Consider the following 14,910-nt stretch of genomic DNA (forward strand, 5'->3'; position numbering starts at 1 on the left):
GCTCGCGGCAATCGGCGCTATAGTCTGGTCCTTGTTCTTCCTCCACACCGGACCGACCATGACCATGCCCTCCTCCGACCTCATCGCCCTGCGCGACATCGTGCGCCAGTTCGCCGAAGAACGCGACTGGCAGCAATTCCACACCCCCAAGAACCTTGCCATGGCCTTGTCGGTCGAAGTGGCCGAACTGGTCGAACACTTCCAGTGGCTCAAGACTGGCGAACAAGAGGAACTCGACGATGTGCGCCGCACCGGCGTGCGCCACGAGCTGGCCGACTCGCTGGTCTATCTGATCCGCCTGGCCGACCGCCTCGATGTCGATCTCTACGACGCCGTGATCGAGAAGATGCAACTCAACCGCGAGAAATACCCGGCCGACAAGGTCAGGGGACAATCGCGCAAGTACGATCAGTATTGAAACCCGACGAGTCAGGCGGATTAGAATAGACGGCTTCGCACTTCGGAAATCACCATGAAGCAGTCCCTCATCCGCACCGCCTTGCTTTGCTTGTTCCCCGGCTTGTTGTCCGCTATTGCCTTGCCGGCGCATGCCGACATCAACAGCGCGCTCAACGCCTACGGCGAGCAAAAATACGACGCCGCCTACCGCGAGTTTTCGCAACTCGCCGCGCAGGGCGACAACCGCGCCAAGTCCTTCCTCGCATTGATGACCTTGCGCGGCCTCGGCACCGCGCGCGACATCAAACAAGGCGCCAAGCTCGCGCGCGAATGCGCGGAAGGCGGCGAGCCGACCTGTGCCGCAATCTACGGCGATCTCAACCTGCCGGGCAAGGGCTTGCCCGTCAACTTCCCCGAAGCGCGCGCCTGGACGCGCAAGGCCATCGCCGGCGGCGACCAGCGTGCCGGCTATGGCTTGTGGCAAGCCTATACACTTGATCCGGCCAACCAGTTCATGGTCAACGGCAAGGCCGACGACCACCAGTACGCCGCCATCGCGCGCCGCAGCATCGCCGAGCGCGGCGACCAGATCGAAGCCATCGACGGTTTGGCCGGCGCCGCTGCCGCCGGCTATCTGCCGGCCCGGCTGATGCTGGCGACCTTGCTGCTGGAGCAAAGCGGCGCAGGCACCACCAAACAGATCCGCACGCTGCTCGACGGCATCCCCGACCTGTCGCCGAATTATCAAAAATACCTGGCGCTGGCGCAGCAGGTGGACACGCTGGGGCCTTCGCGCGCCGCGCCCAAACTGATCGCCGACGCCATCCCGACCGTCATGACGGCCGCAGCCCTGGCATCGGAACGCAGCGGCACGCCCAACTCGACGCTATGCAAGGATTTCCGCCTGATGTCGATCAAGGACGTGAGCGCCGTCAACAACGCCGTCTGGCTGCCGCTGAAGCAACCGCTGGTGGCCGGCACCTATCCTATCCAGGGCGCGTGGACTGAAAGCTGGCATGTCTACTTCTGTGGCGCCGAACGCGTCTTGCGCATGCAATTTACCGTCGACGGCATGGGCGGTGCCTACTACGAGGCTAAATCCTGATCCTGTTGCGGCAAATAATTTCCTTTTAAAAATATTTCCACAAAAACATGCCGATGCTACAAGTGTAAATTTCATCGGCCTCGCTTCAGAAAACGGCAGGCCTGTCGTTACCGGGAATACCTTCTGCCGAGAATGTTGCCAAACATGCTGTGCAAAAGACCAGTTTGATTAGCCCGTTTGCCCTGAATCGAGTACAGCCCATGAAGATGCCTGACATGTCGCCGCATGATTTCTATCAAGTGAACGCATCGCATGCATTCGGCTTGCTCGCTTCGTCGGCGGAGATGCGCTTCGAACGCCTGACGCGTCTGGCCAAACGGCTGTTCAATGTGCCGGTGGCGTTCGTCAGCCTGGTGGAGGCGCATCGTCCGTGGCCCCTGCAAAAACACGACGACGGCCGCCATGCCTTCGCCGCCGCCGATCTGCTGGTGGTGCAGGACACCGTGCTGGACCAGCGCTTCGAGGGTAATCCGCTGCGCATGGGCGAATCCCGCGTGCGCTTTTATGCCGGTTGTCCGATCCGCGTCGGCAACGGCGACCAGCTCGGCACGCTGTGCCTGATCGACGACCAGCCGCGCGCGTTCGACGATGACGACCAGGCCTTGTTGCGCGATCTCGCAAAAATGGCCGAGCAGGAATTGTTCGCCCTGGAACTGGCGACCATCGATGAACTGACCCGCATTCCCAACCGGCGCGGCTTCGAAGCCATGTCGGAACAGGCACTGAGTCTCTGCAAACGGCTCGGCAAGCCGGTCTCGCTGTTCTATTTCGATCTTGACCTGTTTAAACAGATCAACGACCGTTTCGGTCACGCCGAAGGCGACCGTGCGCTGCAGGATTTCAGCGCGATCCTGTCGCGCAGCTTCCGCCAGTCCGACATCGTCGGACGCCTCGGCGGCGATGAATTCGCGGTGCTGTTGCCGAACACCGGCAAGCCGCAGGCTGAGGTCGCCCTGCGTTTCCTGGAAAAAGCGGTAAAGCTGCACAACCGCACCGTCAAACGCGCCTACAAACTGTGCTACAGCGTCGGCCACGTCAACAGCGACGCCGCGACATCGATCGCGGAGTTGATGCGATGCGCCGATGCACGCATGTACGAAGACAAGAAACAGCATGGCCACCATGACGATGGCGCCTTCGCCGCGCTGCTCGACCTGCTTCTGCCGCGCAAATACCGCCACTGAGAAAGTCCCCGGAGTCCCTGGAATTCCCCGTGGACCCGGTTGCGGTTGCGCTGCGCGCGGCCCGGCAACCATGACGGCTTCTCGCCACAGATCGTGCCCGGGGTCCGAGCAGCACCCCGCTCCGTTTTTCCAATGCGGCTGCACCCGTTCTTGTATCATGGGCCGTCTTCACTACCGGGGAGAGCAGCATGAATTTGGGCGTCACTGAGCCGCCGCCGGAACCCGGCTCGCGCAAACCCGCCGCCGTCGCCAACCTCGCGATCGCTTTCGTTCTGCTGGTGTGTGCGCTTTTCATCATCGTCGACCTGGTCCAGCTCGGCGTCGCGCGCCGCGAGCAGCTGTCCGACAGCACTGTTGCGCTGACCAATGTGGCGCGCGCCGTGCAGCGTCATGCCGACGACACCATCAAATCGGCTGACGTATCGCTGATCGGCATGGTGAAACTGGTGGAGAACGAGGGCTACACTCCGTCCGGCCGCGAACAGCTGGCCTCGCTGATGGGCCAGAGCGCCACTGCACTCGGTCAGGTCCACGCCTATTTCGCGTTTGACGAGTACGGCCGTTCGGTAATCGATTCGACGCCGCTGTATGCACAACTGGACGTTTCCGGACGTGAATATTTCCAATTCCATCGCGACCACGCCACCCGAGACGCGTATGTCGGACCGCTCATCAAGAGCAACACCACCAACACCTGGGTCATCACCGTCTCGCGCCGCGTCAATCACGAGGACGGCAGCTTCGCAGGCGTCGTCCTGGCGGCGCTGGACCTGGAATATTTCCGCAAGTTCTACGACACCTTCGACGTCGGCAAGAAGGGCGTCATCTTCCTCGGCACCAATGCGGGTACGACGCTGGTACGGCGACCGCTGTACGAAAAATACGTCGGCCGCAGCATGGCCGACCTGCCGATGTATCGCGACCATATCGCCCAAAACGCCGCCGGCCTGATGACCATGAAATCGGTGGTGGACGGCGAAGTGCGCCTGACCGCCTACGAACACCTGCAATATTACCCACTGTTCATTTTCGTGGCGCTGTCGCATGATGAAGTGCTGGCCGGCTGGGTCAGCGACACCATCATGCACGCCTGCGGCATCGGCATCCTGGTGCTGACGCTGGCCTTTATCGGCTGGCGCCTGGTGCGCCAGATCAAGCTGCGCGCACAGACTGAAATCTCTCTGCGCGAAACGCGCGATTCGCTCAACGAACTCAACGCCACCTTGCAACGGCTGGCGCTGGAAGACGGCCTCACCGGCCTGGCCAATCGCCGTCATTTCGATCTGGCCTTGCAGGAAGAATTAAGCCGCGCCACGCGCAACGCCAGTTCGCTGGCGCTGATCCTGATCGACGTCGATCGCTTCAAGCAGTACAACGATCTGTACGGCCACGCGGCCGGCGATGAATGCCTGCGCCAGATCGGCCGGGCGGTGAAAGCGGTGCCGCGCCGCAGCGGCGACCTGGCTGCGCGCTACGGTGGTGAAGAACTGGCGGTGCTGCTGCCCGGCACCGATGTCGCGACGGCATTGCAGATCGCCGAAGAACTGCGCGGCAAGATCGCAGCGCTCAACATCCCGCACGCCGGCAATCCGATCGGCAACGTCACCGTCAGCGCCGGCATCGATGCGCTCACGCCGGTGCGCGCCGGCGATATGCCGGAAACGCTGATCCGGCAAGCCGACCTGGCCTTGTACCAGGCCAAGAACCAGGGCCGCAACCGCGTCTGCGCTGCGACCGAGCCAGCCTGAAAACAAGAAAAACAAGAAAAACAAGAAGTGGGATTGACTTGCACTGCCCGCATCCGCGCCGTGAACCAGGGCTGGATGCGGGTCAGTTGATGAAGAAACTACCGGATCAGCGCTTGAGCTGCGACAAGTCGCGCACCGCGCCGCGATCGGCGGAGGTGGTCAGCGCGGCATAGGCTTGCAGCGCCTGCGAGACGACGCGCTCGCGGTTGACCGGCTGCCAGGCGTCGCGGCCGCGTGCTTCCATCGCTGCACGGCGTTGCGCCAGCTGATCGTCCGCAACACGCAGGTTGATGGTGCGTGCCGGGATGTCGATGTCGATCATGTCGCCCTCTTCCACCAGGCCGATGGCGCCGCCTTCGGCCGCTTCCGGCGAAGCGTGACCAATCACCAGGCCGGACGAACCGCCCGAGAAGCGACCGTCGGTGAACAGTGCGCATGCCTTGCCGAGACCCTTGGACTTGATGTACGAGGTCGGGTACAGCATCTCCTGCATGCCTGGGCCGCCCTTGGGACCTTCGTAGCGGATGATGACGACGTCGCCGGCATGCACGGTGTCGCCGAGGATGCCTTCGACTGCGGCGTCCTGGCTCTCGAACACGCGCGCCTTGCCGGAGAACTTGAGGATGCTTTCATCCACGCCGGCGGTCTTCACGATACAACCCTTTTCGGCGATGTTGCCGTACAGGACCGCCAGGCCGCCGTCCTTCGAATATGCGTGCTCGATATCGCGGATGCAACCGGCGCTGCGGTCGAGGTCGCCGTGCTCGTAGCGCTCGGCTTGCGAGAACGCGGTCTGCGACGGCACGCCGCCCGGTGCCGCGCGGAACAGCTTGTGAACGGCTGCATCGCTGCTGACGCGGATGTCGTATTTTTCGATCGCTTCGCCCATGGTCTTGCTGTGCACGGTCGGCAGCGAGGTATCGAGCAGGCCGGCGCGCGCCAGTTCGCCCAGGATCGCGACGATGCCGCCGGCGCGATGTACGTCTTCGATGTGGTACTTGTCGGTCATCGGCGCGACCTTGCACAGGCACGGCACCTTGCGCGAGATGCGGTCGATGTCGGCCATGGTGAATTCGACCTGCGCCTCATGCGCGGCGGCCAGCAAGTGCAGCACGGTGTTGGTGGAGCCGCCCATCGAGACGTCCAGCGCCATGGCGTTTTCGAACGCGGCCTTGCTGGCGATGCTGCGCGGCAGGACCGAGTAGTCGTCCTGCTCGTAATGGCGCTTGGCCAGTTCGACGATCAGGCGGCCGGCGCCCAGGAACAATTCCTTGCGGTCGGCGTGGGTGGCGACGATGGTGCCGTTGCCCGGCAGCGCCAGACCCAGCGCTTCGGCCAGGCAGTTCATCGAGTTGGCGGTAAACATGCCCGAGCACGAACCGCAGGTAGGACAGGCGGAACGCTCGATTTCAGCGACATCGGCGTCGGATACGGTGTTGTCGCCGGCCTTGATCATGGCGTCAATCAGGTCCAGCTTGATGACCTTGCGATCGTTGTTGACGACCTTGACCACCTTGCCGGCTTCCATCGGACCGCCGGAGACGAACACCACCGGGATGTTCAGACGCATTGCCGCCATCAGCATGCCGGGGGTGATCTTGTCGCAGTTGGAGATGCACACCATGGCGTCGGCGCAGTGGGCGTTGACCATGTATTCGACCGAGTCGGCGATCAGGTCCCGCGACGGCAGCGAGTACAGCATGCCGCCGTGGCCCATGGCGATGCCGTCATCGACGGCGATGGTATTGAATTCCTTGGCGACGCCGCCGGATGCTTCGATTTCGCGCGCCACCAGCTGACCCAGGTCCTTCAGATGCACGTGGCCCGGCACGAATTGCGTGAACGAATTAACCACCGCGACGATAGGCTTGTCGAAGTCGCCGTCCTTCATGCCGGTGGCGCGCCACAATGCGCGGGCGCCGGCCATGTTGCGGCCTTGGGTGGTGGTGCGGGAACGATAGACTGGCATGGTGGGTGTCTCCTCAGAAGGCGGATTTACGATTCAAGTGCGCAAGAGTGCCGTGTGCGCAGCAAGTTGTCCAATATATGATTTGGTGGCCTGTAATTCGTATTGCATATAAGAGGAGCCATCGCTTCTGAAAACGGCCGCACGGAAAAACGTGTTTATTTCCAGCAATAAAAATCCCGAATGTTGAGTATGCTTGAGTGGGAGCCTGCATTTCGCCTGGATTCAGGCTGTGGCCACAGGAAAATGAAGAAAATCGAGAAGGGGAAATCATGAAGAACAACATCATCCGCCGCAGTGCGGCGGCATTGCTGACAGCGCTGCTGCCGCTGGCCTTGCTGGGTGCCTGTGACCGCTCGGTCGACGAGAAGCTGCACGCGCAGGCCAGTACCGAAAAATCGCTGGCGATTTCGCCGACGCTGTTCGCCACCAAATTCAACCGCAGCGTGCGTGACGTACTGGAAGACCGCAAGGACGACAACGCCGCACGCATGGCGCCGCTGTATGCGATCGACGTCACGCAACTGCACAAGGGCGGCGAGAAGCACACCTTCCAGACCCAGGTGGGGCCGGCGCAAACCTCGCTGATGGGCAGCCTGGCCAAGGATGGCGACCTCAAGACCATCGGCGTCTTGCTGGCCAGCCGCACCGAGGGCGCCCGCGATGAATTTTTCCTGTGCGCGGAAACGGTTGCGCGCATCGTCACCGACGGCGACAAGGCCAAGCTGCCGGATCAGATCAAGCGCCTGGTCAACAACGCCATCAACAATCCCGGCCAGCGCATGACGATCGCCATCGGCGAGCGCTTGTTGTCGGCGGAGATCATCCAGCAGGGATTGATGTTCCAGGTGGAACAGAGCCAATAAGGCTCCTATACGTCCAGCTTGATCAGGCGTGTCGCTTTTGCAGTGCCGCCTGCCATCAGCTGCGTGATGCGGCCGTCGTCCACGGTCAGCTTGACCTTGATCACGCTCGGCGAAGGCGGTTGCATCAGGTAGCCTTGCTCGATGATGATTTCGTGGTCCTTCACCCCGCCGTGGTCGTGCAGGTAGCATGCCAACGGTCCGGCTGCGGTACCGGTAGCCGATTCCTCCGGGATGCCGAAGCGCGGCGAAAACATGCGCACGCCGGCATGGCGGCCGCTCACCGTGGTCATGTCCGAGTACACGTAGTAACCGATCACGTCGAGTTCATTGCTGATCTCTTCAATCAGCGCTGCATCCGGTCGCGCAACCGAGACCGTCTGCTCATCCGGCAAGGGCACGATCAGGAAGGCGTTGCCGGTGTTCACCACGGTCGGTGCAAGACCGGCGTGCAACTGCCCTGGCGCCAGGCCGAGCGAGGCGGCAATGCGCGCGGCCAAGCCGGAGCCGGCGGCATCGAGCGCACGGTACTGTGGCGCGCGCTGCTCCATGAACACCATCTCGCCGGCAATCAGGATATCGAGGTTGCCGTCGATGGACTCTTTGGAAAAATTGCCTTCGCCGATGATGCCGAGCTTGTGCAGCAAGGAGAACGTGGCGATGGTGGCGTGACCGCAATGCGGGATCTGCCGCGTCGGTGTGAAGAATTCGAGCTTGACCGTAGCGCTTTGCGAGGAAGACACGAAAGCGGTCTCGGACAAGCCGAGCTGGCGGGCGATGTGGAGTTTCTGTTCGGTGGTCAGTGCATCGGCGTCGAGGACAACGCCGGCAGGATTGCCGCCGGCCGTGCCGTCAATGAAGGCGTTAACGATCTGTGCGTCGACCTGCAAAATGAATCCCCCGAAGTATTTGAGCTTCAGGGGATTCTAGCGCAACCACACAATACTGCACGGAGACCGTCACTTTGTTTCGCGATGTGTGGGTAAAGCGCAAGTTTTACGCCGGGTTATTTTGCCGGGAACGGTTCGGTGAGGATGCCGGTCAGGCTTTGCACGCCGTCGATGTAGTTGCCAAGACGCATGTTTTCGTTGGCGCTGTGCTGGTTGTTGTCGGCGTTCACCAGCGGCACGATCACGAACGGAATCTTCAGCGCGCCCACCATGGCGCCGGTCGGTACGGTGCCGCCCATCATACGGATCTGCACCGGCTCCTTGCCGTAAGTCTTGACGAAGGCGCTGCGCAGCCATTTGCCGATCGGCGACGCGAGGTCGGTGCGCACCGCCATGCTGGAGGCCGATACGCGGGCGTAGTCGAGCGCCGCCAGTTTCGGATAACGCGCGCGCTCTTCGTCGGTGGGCTTGCCGTTGACAAGGTGGAAGCCCTGCTTCTCGATGTGCGCCTTGAGCAAACCGAGCAGCACTTGCGGATCGGTCTCGGGCACGGTGCGCAGGTCGAGCTCGGCGATGGCTTCGCCCGGCACGATGGTGCGCGCTTTGGGGCCGACGTCTGCGGCCTGCATGCCGCGCACGTTCAGCGACGGATATTGCATCGCTTCCTGATAGTTCTGGCCGACCTTCTCGGCCTGAGCGATGCCGAGGCGCTTGCGCAGCGCGGCTTCATCGTCGGGCACCGCGCGCATGACGCGGCGCGATTCGTCGTCGAGCTTCACTGCGTCGTAGTAACCGGCGACCGTCACGCGGCCGTCGTCATCCTTCATCGACGCCAGCAGGCGCGCCATGGTCTGCGCCGGATTGGCGGCGTAGTTGCCGTAGTGGCCGCTGTGGCTGTCCTGACGCGGGCCGAACACTTTCAGCGTAGCCTGGGCCACGCCGCGATTGCCGAACACCAGAGTCGGCAGATTGCTGGCGTGCATCGGGCCGTCCAGCACGACCAGCAGATCGGCCTTGAGCAGCGCCTGGTTCTGGTCGATCACCTTGCCCAGCGACGGCGAGCCTTTTTCTTCTTCCGCGTCGAGGATGATCTTGACGTTGACCGACGGCGTCGCGCCGCTGGCTTTCAAGGCGTCGAACGCGGCCAGCATCATCATGATCGGCGCCTTGTCATCCGCTGCTGCACGGCCGAACAAGCGCCATTCGGGATTCGGATTGGCGCCATAGAGCTGCTCGATCGGCAGCGCTTCCCATTGGCCGGCGGCGTTGCGCTGCTTGAGCGTCGGCTTCCACGGGCTTTCCTGCTGCCATTCGGACGGCGTCACTGCTTGTCCGTCGAGATGGGCATAGAACAATACGGTGGTGGCGCCGGCCTTGTTGCCCGGCAGTTCGGCGAACAGCATCGGCTTGCCATCGTTGGCCAGTTGGCGCGTGCGGAAACCGCGGCGCTGGAAGGCCTGCTCGAACCAGGCGGTATTGCGCTGGATGTCGGCGGCGACGATGGAGTCGTTGGGGATGGCGAGCACTTCGGTCCATTCCCGGAAAGTGCCTTTGGCGGCCGCGGACGTTTGCGCGACGCTGACTTCAGCGGCCTGCAGCGATGCGGAGCACAGCATCACGGCGGCGGCACAGGCTGCAGTCAGCGAGAAGGACAGCGAGCGGCGGGAGAGATTCTTCATGTGATTTCCTGTTGGCAATGGATGCCACATGATACAGAAATCACTGCTCCCGCCGCCTTGAAAATAATTCACGGATGCGCGCCGGTGCACGCGCATGGTCCAGGCAATATCTTCAAGCCGAGGTATCGATGATGCTGCCGATCGCCTTGAAACCGTCCGACACTTCGTCGGCCACGGTGTGGGCCGCGGACTTGACGGCATCGACAGCGGTGTCGACGGTGTCGCTGATTTCATTACCGACTTTGGCGGCGGCGTTTTTGACGGGCGCGACCACGTTGTCGTAGATCGCGTTGCTGTAGGACGAGGTGACGGATGAAATGCTCATGGCTGGCTCCCTGCAGGTTGTAGGTAATTCTCCTGCTCTCAGCATAGCCATTCGCCGCGCGGACCGAAACCCGCGCAGGCGTCATTCCAGGTAAAACGATTTAAAGATTTGTAAACCCGGCGCCATCAGGGCGTATTGATGAAGCGTTCGATCATGCCGGCCGCCTTGTCGATATTGAGCACGCCTTCCAGATGGCCGCCCGGTCCCTGCAGCAGATACAGCGTGCCGCGGCCACCCAGTTTCTTGAACCGTTGCAATGCCTCCGACGACAGCTTGAGCGGGAACACCAGGTCGGTCGAACTCGGGATGAACAGGATCTTGGCCTTGATGCCTTTGACCTCGTCGTCGCTGAGGTGGTACAGCTGGTTGGCTTTGGACATGTAGATGATGCTGTTGCCATCGGCCACCTTGGCGCGTGCGCGGGCGCCGGCTTCCAGCGCCGCCTCGATCTTGAACTGGTTGCCCATGGCTGCGCCGGGCGGCTTGGCAGGATCCGCAGGTGCATAGCCGAAGGCGGCTTGCGCCCAGTCCCAGTGGCGCGTCTGCACGGTCACGACCTTGAGCGCGGCGGCCACCCCGTCATCCGGCTCGCCGCTGCCGTAGTAATCGCCCTGCCGCCATTTCGGATCGAGCCGGACCGGCAGCGACCAGACGTCGAGCAGGCTGATCACGTAAGGACTGATGTCGAATCCGGGACCGATGACGTGCACCACGCGCTTGACGAAATCGGGATACAGCGCGGCCCACTCCATCGCCTGGATCGAACCGCCCGATGCGCCTACCGCCGCCACCAGCTGGCGCACGCCGAGCTTGTCGAGCAATTGCTTGTGCACGCGCACCGAATCGCGCATCGCCACCACCGGGAAGCTCATGCCGTAAGGCTTGCCGGTGGCGGCGTTGATCGAGGCCGGACCGGTGGTGGTCACCATCGGATCCTTGGTATTGATGTTGACCAGCGTATCGGCGCTGATGACGAAATACTTGTCGGTGTCGATCGCCTTGCCCGGGCCGATGATGCTGTCCCAGTAACCGGGTGCGGCGTCGCTGTCCTTGTATTTTCCGGCGGCGTGCGAGGTGCCGGAATAGAAGTGCGCGACGAAAATGGCGTTGTCGCCGACGTCGTTGAGCTTGCCGTAGGTCTCATAGCCGACGCGTACGTTGCGGATTTCCTGGCCGCCGACGGTGGTATAGGACGGCAGCGTGAAAACCTGCTTGGTCACCAGCGGCAATGGCGCCGTGCTGTGCTGCGCCGCTTGCATTTGTGGCTGCGACTGTAGCTGCGCCTGCGGCTGCAACTGCCGCGCCTGCAATTGCGGCTGCGCGGAGAAGGCGGCGCCGGACAAGGCTGACAGCGCACCAAAAAACGTCAATGAGAAAAACACGCGGCGAACAAGGATCATGAAGTCGTCTCCGGATCGTTTGATTGTGCAGTGCCCTGCATGCGGAGCAGCCACTTTACGACAAGCCTCGGCGCGTCACAACCACCCTGTGTAAAAATACGGGCTTGCATTCATTACGGAGACTTCCCTTGCCTACTGCCAAACTGCCCGACGTCGCCGGTCTCTTGCAACTGCACAACGCCCACGGCGACAGCGCCGTCATCAGCCTGTACGGCGCCCAATTGCTGTCGTGGCAAACCGCCGACGGCCGCGAACACCTGTATTGCACACCGGAGCCTTCGCTCAAGCCTGGCGCCTCCATCCGCGGCGGCGTGCCGGTGTGCTTTCCGCAATTTTCCGGACGCGGCGCCCTGCCCAAGCACGGCCTGGTGCGCAACCTGGTCTGGCAGATCGACGGCGACGTATTGAGCGGCGCCGGCCAGGACGTCGCGTATGCGCGCCTGTCGTTGTCGGACTCGGACGCCACGCGCGCGCTGTGGCCGCACAGCTTCGCCTTGCAGCTGCAGGTCGAGCTCGGCGCCGGCTGGGTCAGCGTCGCGCTCAACGTCACCAACACCGGCGACAGCGCGTTCGATTTCACCACTGCGCTGCACACCTACCTGGCCACGCCTGACGTGCGCAACGCCGGCGTCGCACAACTCGGCAAGGTGCGCTTCACCGACACCACCGTCGGCAACGACGAGGCGATCCACGACGGCAGCGTGCTGCGTATCGCCGATGAAACCGACAACATCTATTGGGAGCCGCCGGCCGCTCTGGTTCTGCAGCAAGACGGCAAGCAGTTCCTGCAAATCGAGCAGCAAGGTTTCGCCGACAGCGTGATCTGGAATCCGGGCCCGATCAAGGCCGCGCAACTCGGCGACATGCCGGCGCAGGACTGGACCCGCATGCTGTGCATCGAGGCGGCGCAGATCGGACATCCGGTGCGCTTGTCGCCGCAAGCGACCTGGCGCGGTTTGCAGCGTCTTGGACGGGCGGTCTGAACTTCATTGCTTCATTGTTTTTCAAGCAGCACTTTTTCCACCGACCATTTGCTCTGTTCCAGGTGATAGATCGTGTAAGCCGGGTTGATCACCGCACCGTTCGCATCGAAGGAAACGATGCCGGTCAAGCCGGGGTAGCGGATCTCGTGCAAGGCGGTGGTGACGGCTTTCGGGTCGACCGAGCCGGCCTTCTGGATGGCGGCGACGAGGACGTTCGCGGCATCGTAGGCGAACAGGGCATAGTGCGTGATCTCGCCCTTGAAGCGGACGCGCATCTTGTCGTTGAACTCGCGCCAGCCCGGCAGGCGATCGCGCGGCACGCCGGTTTCCAGCGCCCACACGTTGCCCTGCACTCCTTCCGCGAGCTGCACGAACAGGCCGGTCGCAGTGCCTCCGGTGGCTACCAGCCTGACGTTCATGTCCCGTCGCATCATGCTGCGCGCAAGCAAGGCGCTTTGCGTCACGACGCCGCCGAACACGATGACATCGGCGTTGATCTTCTGCGCGTTGTTCAGCGCAGGATTGAAATCCGAGGTCTTGCTGCTGATGGCCTCGCGGCTGACGATGAGGCCGCCGGCGCGCCGCACCCCGGAAACAAAGGAATCGGCGAAGTCGGTGCCATACGCAGTCCCGTCCTCAATCACGGCTATGCGCGCAGCCTGCAAATTGCGGACGACGAATTCCGCCAGGCGCACGGCGCCGACGCCGTCGTGTCCCTGCACCTGGAAGATGGTGCGCAAACCCTCTCGAGGGAATCGGCTACTGGTGGTCGCGATCGGAATCTGCGGAATGCCGGCGGCGCTGTAGAGCCCTGCCACGGCAATGCTGGGGCCGCTGTTCCAGTGACCGATCACGCCGACCACTTTGGAGCGGATGAAATATTGCGCAATGGGCGTAGCGAACAGGGCGTCGCCCTTGTCGTCTTCCACCAGCAGGCGGAACACCAGCTGCTTGCCGCCGATGCGGATGGCGCGACGGTTGGCCTCATCGAAGGCCAGCCGGACCGCGGCGATGCCGCTCTCCGTGCGCGGTGAGGTCAGCGGTGCGGCGACGCCGACCAGCACCAGCTGCTCGGTCGCGTCGACGGATTGGGCGTGCGCCGCAACGGACAGGAAGAGCGCCGGCAACAAGATGCACAGTTTCATCGAATCTCCCGCTTCCGCGCCTTGACGGCTGCGGCGTGATTGGTAGTGGGTGGTCGATTCATTGTGCGCGCGCCAGTAAATTGTCTTTTCGACAAGAAGCGCGGCATTGCTCCTCCTGTTCCGCAGCTAGGGCGTGGCGCACGAGCCACAGCTGCGCGGTCGTATCTTCTACTGCCGGTCCATCTCAAGCAACAAAGCGCCCTGCGCCGCGCCGGCTTCCAGCAAGCGGTGCGCCTCGGCGGCGTGCGCGAGCGGCAGACGCCCGGCAACGTCGATGACCAGCCCTGCTTGCAGCCGCGTCATGGCGGCTGCGGTGGCGAGACGATATTGCGCCAGGTCCTTGCTGAAGGACAGGATGCTCGGACGCTCCATCAACACGCCGCGCAACTGCGCAGCCGCCAGCGCTTCGGCCGGCGCACCTTCGCCTGAAATCGAACCGATCGTGACGGCCATGCCGCCGCTGCGCGATGCCTCGATGCTGCGCAGGAAGTGTGCGCCGCCTATGCCGTCCACCACGATGTCGGCGCCGAGACCGCCGGTATGTTCGCGCACTGCGGCGACAAAATCCTGTTCACGATAATTGATCGCATGGTCCAGTCCGCGCGACTGCGCCAGCGCCGCCTTCTCGTCGCTGCTGACGGTGCCGATCACGCGCGCGCCCATCGCCTTGGCCCATTGTGTGAGCACCAGCCCGAGTCCGCCGGCGGCGGCGTGCACCAGGACAGTCTGGCCCGGCTGCAGGCGGCCGTAGTGATTCAGCAGCAGGTAAGCGGTCATGCTGCGCAACAGGCCGGCGCCGCCTTGCTCGAACGAGACATTGTCGGGCAAGGCAATGGCGCGTTCGGCGGCGATGTCGACCAGCCTGGCATACCCGCCGCTGCTCGCCGACCACGCCACACGCTGCCCCACGCGTGCGCCGTCCACGCCGGCGCCGACTGCCGTGATCACGCCGCTGCCTTCCACGCCGAGCACCGCCGGCAAGGGCAAGGGATAGCGGCCGACGCGCTGGTACACGTCGACATAATTGACGCCCGCGATGTGCTGGCGCACCCGTACCGCACCCGGCGCCAATGGTGGCAAGGTGCGTGTGACGAGCTCGAAGTTGGCGGTGTCGCCGTAGGCGGACAACTCGATAAGCTGGGGCTGGGAAGTGGTTGCGGTCATGTCTGTGCTCCGGTAACAAATGAGGAAAGTGGACGCTCAGAATAACTTCGTGCAAAATC

At 63.0% G+C, this 14,910-nt stretch carries 13 protein-coding genes; 6 read left to right on the forward strand and 7 right to left on the reverse strand.

The genetic code is table 11. The features are described from left to right. Positions 1-58 precede the first annotated feature (58 nt). The 4 genes from F506_RS19710 (at position 59) to F506_RS19725 (ending at position 4,436) form a co-directional block, all read left to right on the forward strand. Positions 59-418 (forward strand): nucleotide pyrophosphohydrolase, encoded by a 360-nt coding sequence (locus F506_RS19710; RefSeq protein ID WP_200907690.1) that lies wholly within the window; start codon positions 59-61, stop codon positions 416-418. Positions 419-472: 54 nt separating this feature from the next. Further along, positions 473-1,504 carry a tetratricopeptide repeat protein gene (locus F506_RS19715; protein WP_053196452.1) on the forward strand — a complete coding sequence of 344 codons (1,032 nt, stop codon included), beginning with the start codon at positions 473-475 and terminating at the stop codon, positions 1,502-1,504. A 200-nt stretch (positions 1,505-1,704) separates the two neighbouring features. Beyond that, entirely contained in the window at positions 1,705-2,688 is a 984-nt protein-coding gene (locus tag F506_RS19720) for a sensor domain-containing diguanylate cyclase (protein WP_053196450.1), read from the forward strand. A 188-nt stretch (positions 2,689-2,876) separates the two neighbouring features. Continuing rightward, complete coding sequence (locus tag F506_RS19725) at positions 2,877-4,436, forward strand: sensor domain-containing diguanylate cyclase (RefSeq protein WP_053200230.1); 1,560 nt, start codon at positions 2,877-2,879, stop codon at positions 4,434-4,436. A 106-nt stretch (positions 4,437-4,542) separates the two neighbouring features. On the opposite strand, the gene ilvD is transcribed toward F506_RS19725, so the two are convergent. After that, a complete protein-coding gene (gene ilvD / locus F506_RS19730) occupies positions 4,543-6,405 on the reverse strand; it encodes a dihydroxy-acid dehydratase (RefSeq protein WP_053200234.1) in 1,863 nt (620 codons plus the stop codon). A gap of 269 nt (positions 6,406-6,674) precedes the next feature. Between ilvD and F506_RS19735 the strand changes: the two genes are divergently transcribed. Then, positions 6,675-7,268 carry a hypothetical protein gene (locus F506_RS19735; protein WP_053200236.1) on the forward strand — a complete coding sequence of 198 codons (594 nt, stop codon included), beginning with the start codon at positions 6,675-6,677 and terminating at the stop codon, positions 7,266-7,268. A 5-nt stretch (positions 7,269-7,273) separates the two neighbouring features. Here the strand turns inward: F506_RS19735 and F506_RS19740 are convergent, their stop codons facing one another. From F506_RS19740 to F506_RS19755, 4 genes are all read right to left on the reverse strand, one after another. After that, complete coding sequence (locus F506_RS19740) at positions 7,274-8,155, reverse strand: PhzF family phenazine biosynthesis protein (protein WP_053200238.1); 882 nt, start codon at positions 8,153-8,155, stop codon at positions 7,274-7,276. Positions 8,156-8,271: 116 nt separating this feature from the next. After that, positions 8,272-9,834, reverse strand: coding sequence for a M20/M25/M40 family metallo-hydrolase (locus F506_RS19745; RefSeq protein ID WP_053200240.1), 1,563 nt, complete (start codon positions 9,832-9,834; stop codon positions 8,272-8,274). Positions 9,835-9,946: 112 nt separating this feature from the next. Then, entirely contained in the window at positions 9,947-10,159 is a 213-nt protein-coding gene (locus F506_RS19750) for a hypothetical protein (RefSeq protein WP_053200243.1), read from the reverse strand. Positions 10,160-10,284: 125 nt separating this feature from the next. After that, positions 10,285-11,559, reverse strand: a complete 1,275-nt coding sequence (locus F506_RS19755; RefSeq protein ID WP_053200248.1) for an E22 family MetX-like putative esterase — start codon at positions 11,557-11,559, stop codon at positions 10,285-10,287. A gap of 128 nt (positions 11,560-11,687) precedes the next feature. On the opposite strand from F506_RS19755, the gene F506_RS19760 reads away from it, so the two are divergent. Then, entirely contained in the window at positions 11,688-12,542 is an 855-nt protein-coding gene (locus F506_RS19760) for a D-hexose-6-phosphate mutarotase (protein WP_053200250.1), read from the forward strand. Positions 12,543-12,553: 11 nt separating this feature from the next. Here F506_RS19760 and F506_RS19765 read toward each other — a convergent pair whose 3' ends face one another. Next, complete coding sequence (locus F506_RS19765; RefSeq protein ID WP_053200252.1) at positions 12,554-13,687, reverse strand: branched-chain amino acid ABC transporter substrate-binding protein; 1,134 nt, start codon at positions 13,685-13,687, stop codon at positions 12,554-12,556. Positions 13,688-13,855: 168 nt separating this feature from the next. Next, positions 13,856-14,851 carry a quinone oxidoreductase family protein gene (locus F506_RS19770; RefSeq protein WP_083458074.1) on the reverse strand — a complete coding sequence of 332 codons (996 nt, stop codon included), beginning with the start codon at positions 14,849-14,851 and terminating at the stop codon, positions 13,856-13,858. Positions 14,852-14,910: the final 59 nt, after the last annotated feature.

This window comes from Herbaspirillum hiltneri N3, assembly GCF_001267925.1.
GTDB classification, from domain to species: Bacteria; Pseudomonadota; Gammaproteobacteria; order Burkholderiales; family Burkholderiaceae_D; genus Herbaspirillum; species Herbaspirillum hiltneri.

Excerpts from the sequence above, each read along its gene's own strand:
- F506_RS19710 (WP_200907690.1), top strand. The coding sequence starts at position 59 with ATGACCATGCCCTCCTCCGACCTCATCGCCCTGCGCGACATCGTGCGC.
- F506_RS19715 (WP_053196452.1), top strand. The coding sequence starts at position 473 with ATGAAGCAGTCCCTCATCCGCACCGCCTTGCTTTGCTTGTTCCCCGGC.
- F506_RS19720 (WP_053196450.1), top strand. The coding sequence starts at position 1,705 with ATGAAGATGCCTGACATGTCGCCGCATGATTTCTATCAAGTGAACGCA.
- F506_RS19725 (WP_053200230.1), top strand. The coding sequence starts at position 2,877 with ATGAATTTGGGCGTCACTGAGCCGCCGCCGGAACCCGGCTCGCGCAAA.
- ilvD (WP_053200234.1), bottom strand. The coding sequence starts at position 6,405 with ATGCCAGTCTATCGTTCCCGCACCACCACCCAAGGCCGCAACATGGCC.
- F506_RS19735 (WP_053200236.1), top strand. The coding sequence starts at position 6,675 with ATGAAGAACAACATCATCCGCCGCAGTGCGGCGGCATTGCTGACAGCG.
- F506_RS19745 (WP_053200240.1), bottom strand. The coding sequence starts at position 9,834 with ATGAAGAATCTCTCCCGCCGCTCGCTGTCCTTCTCGCTGACTGCAGCC.
- F506_RS19750 (WP_053200243.1), bottom strand. The coding sequence starts at position 10,159 with ATGAGCATTTCATCCGTCACCTCGTCCTACAGCAACGCGATCTACGAC.
- F506_RS19755 (WP_053200248.1), bottom strand. The coding sequence starts at position 11,559 with ATGATCCTTGTTCGCCGCGTGTTTTTCTCATTGACGTTTTTTGGTGCG.
- F506_RS19765 (WP_053200252.1), bottom strand. The coding sequence starts at position 13,687 with ATGAAACTGTGCATCTTGTTGCCGGCGCTCTTCCTGTCCGTTGCGGCG.
- F506_RS19770 (WP_083458074.1), bottom strand. The coding sequence starts at position 14,851 with ATGACCGCAACCACTTCCCAGCCCCAGCTTATCGAGTTGTCCGCCTAC.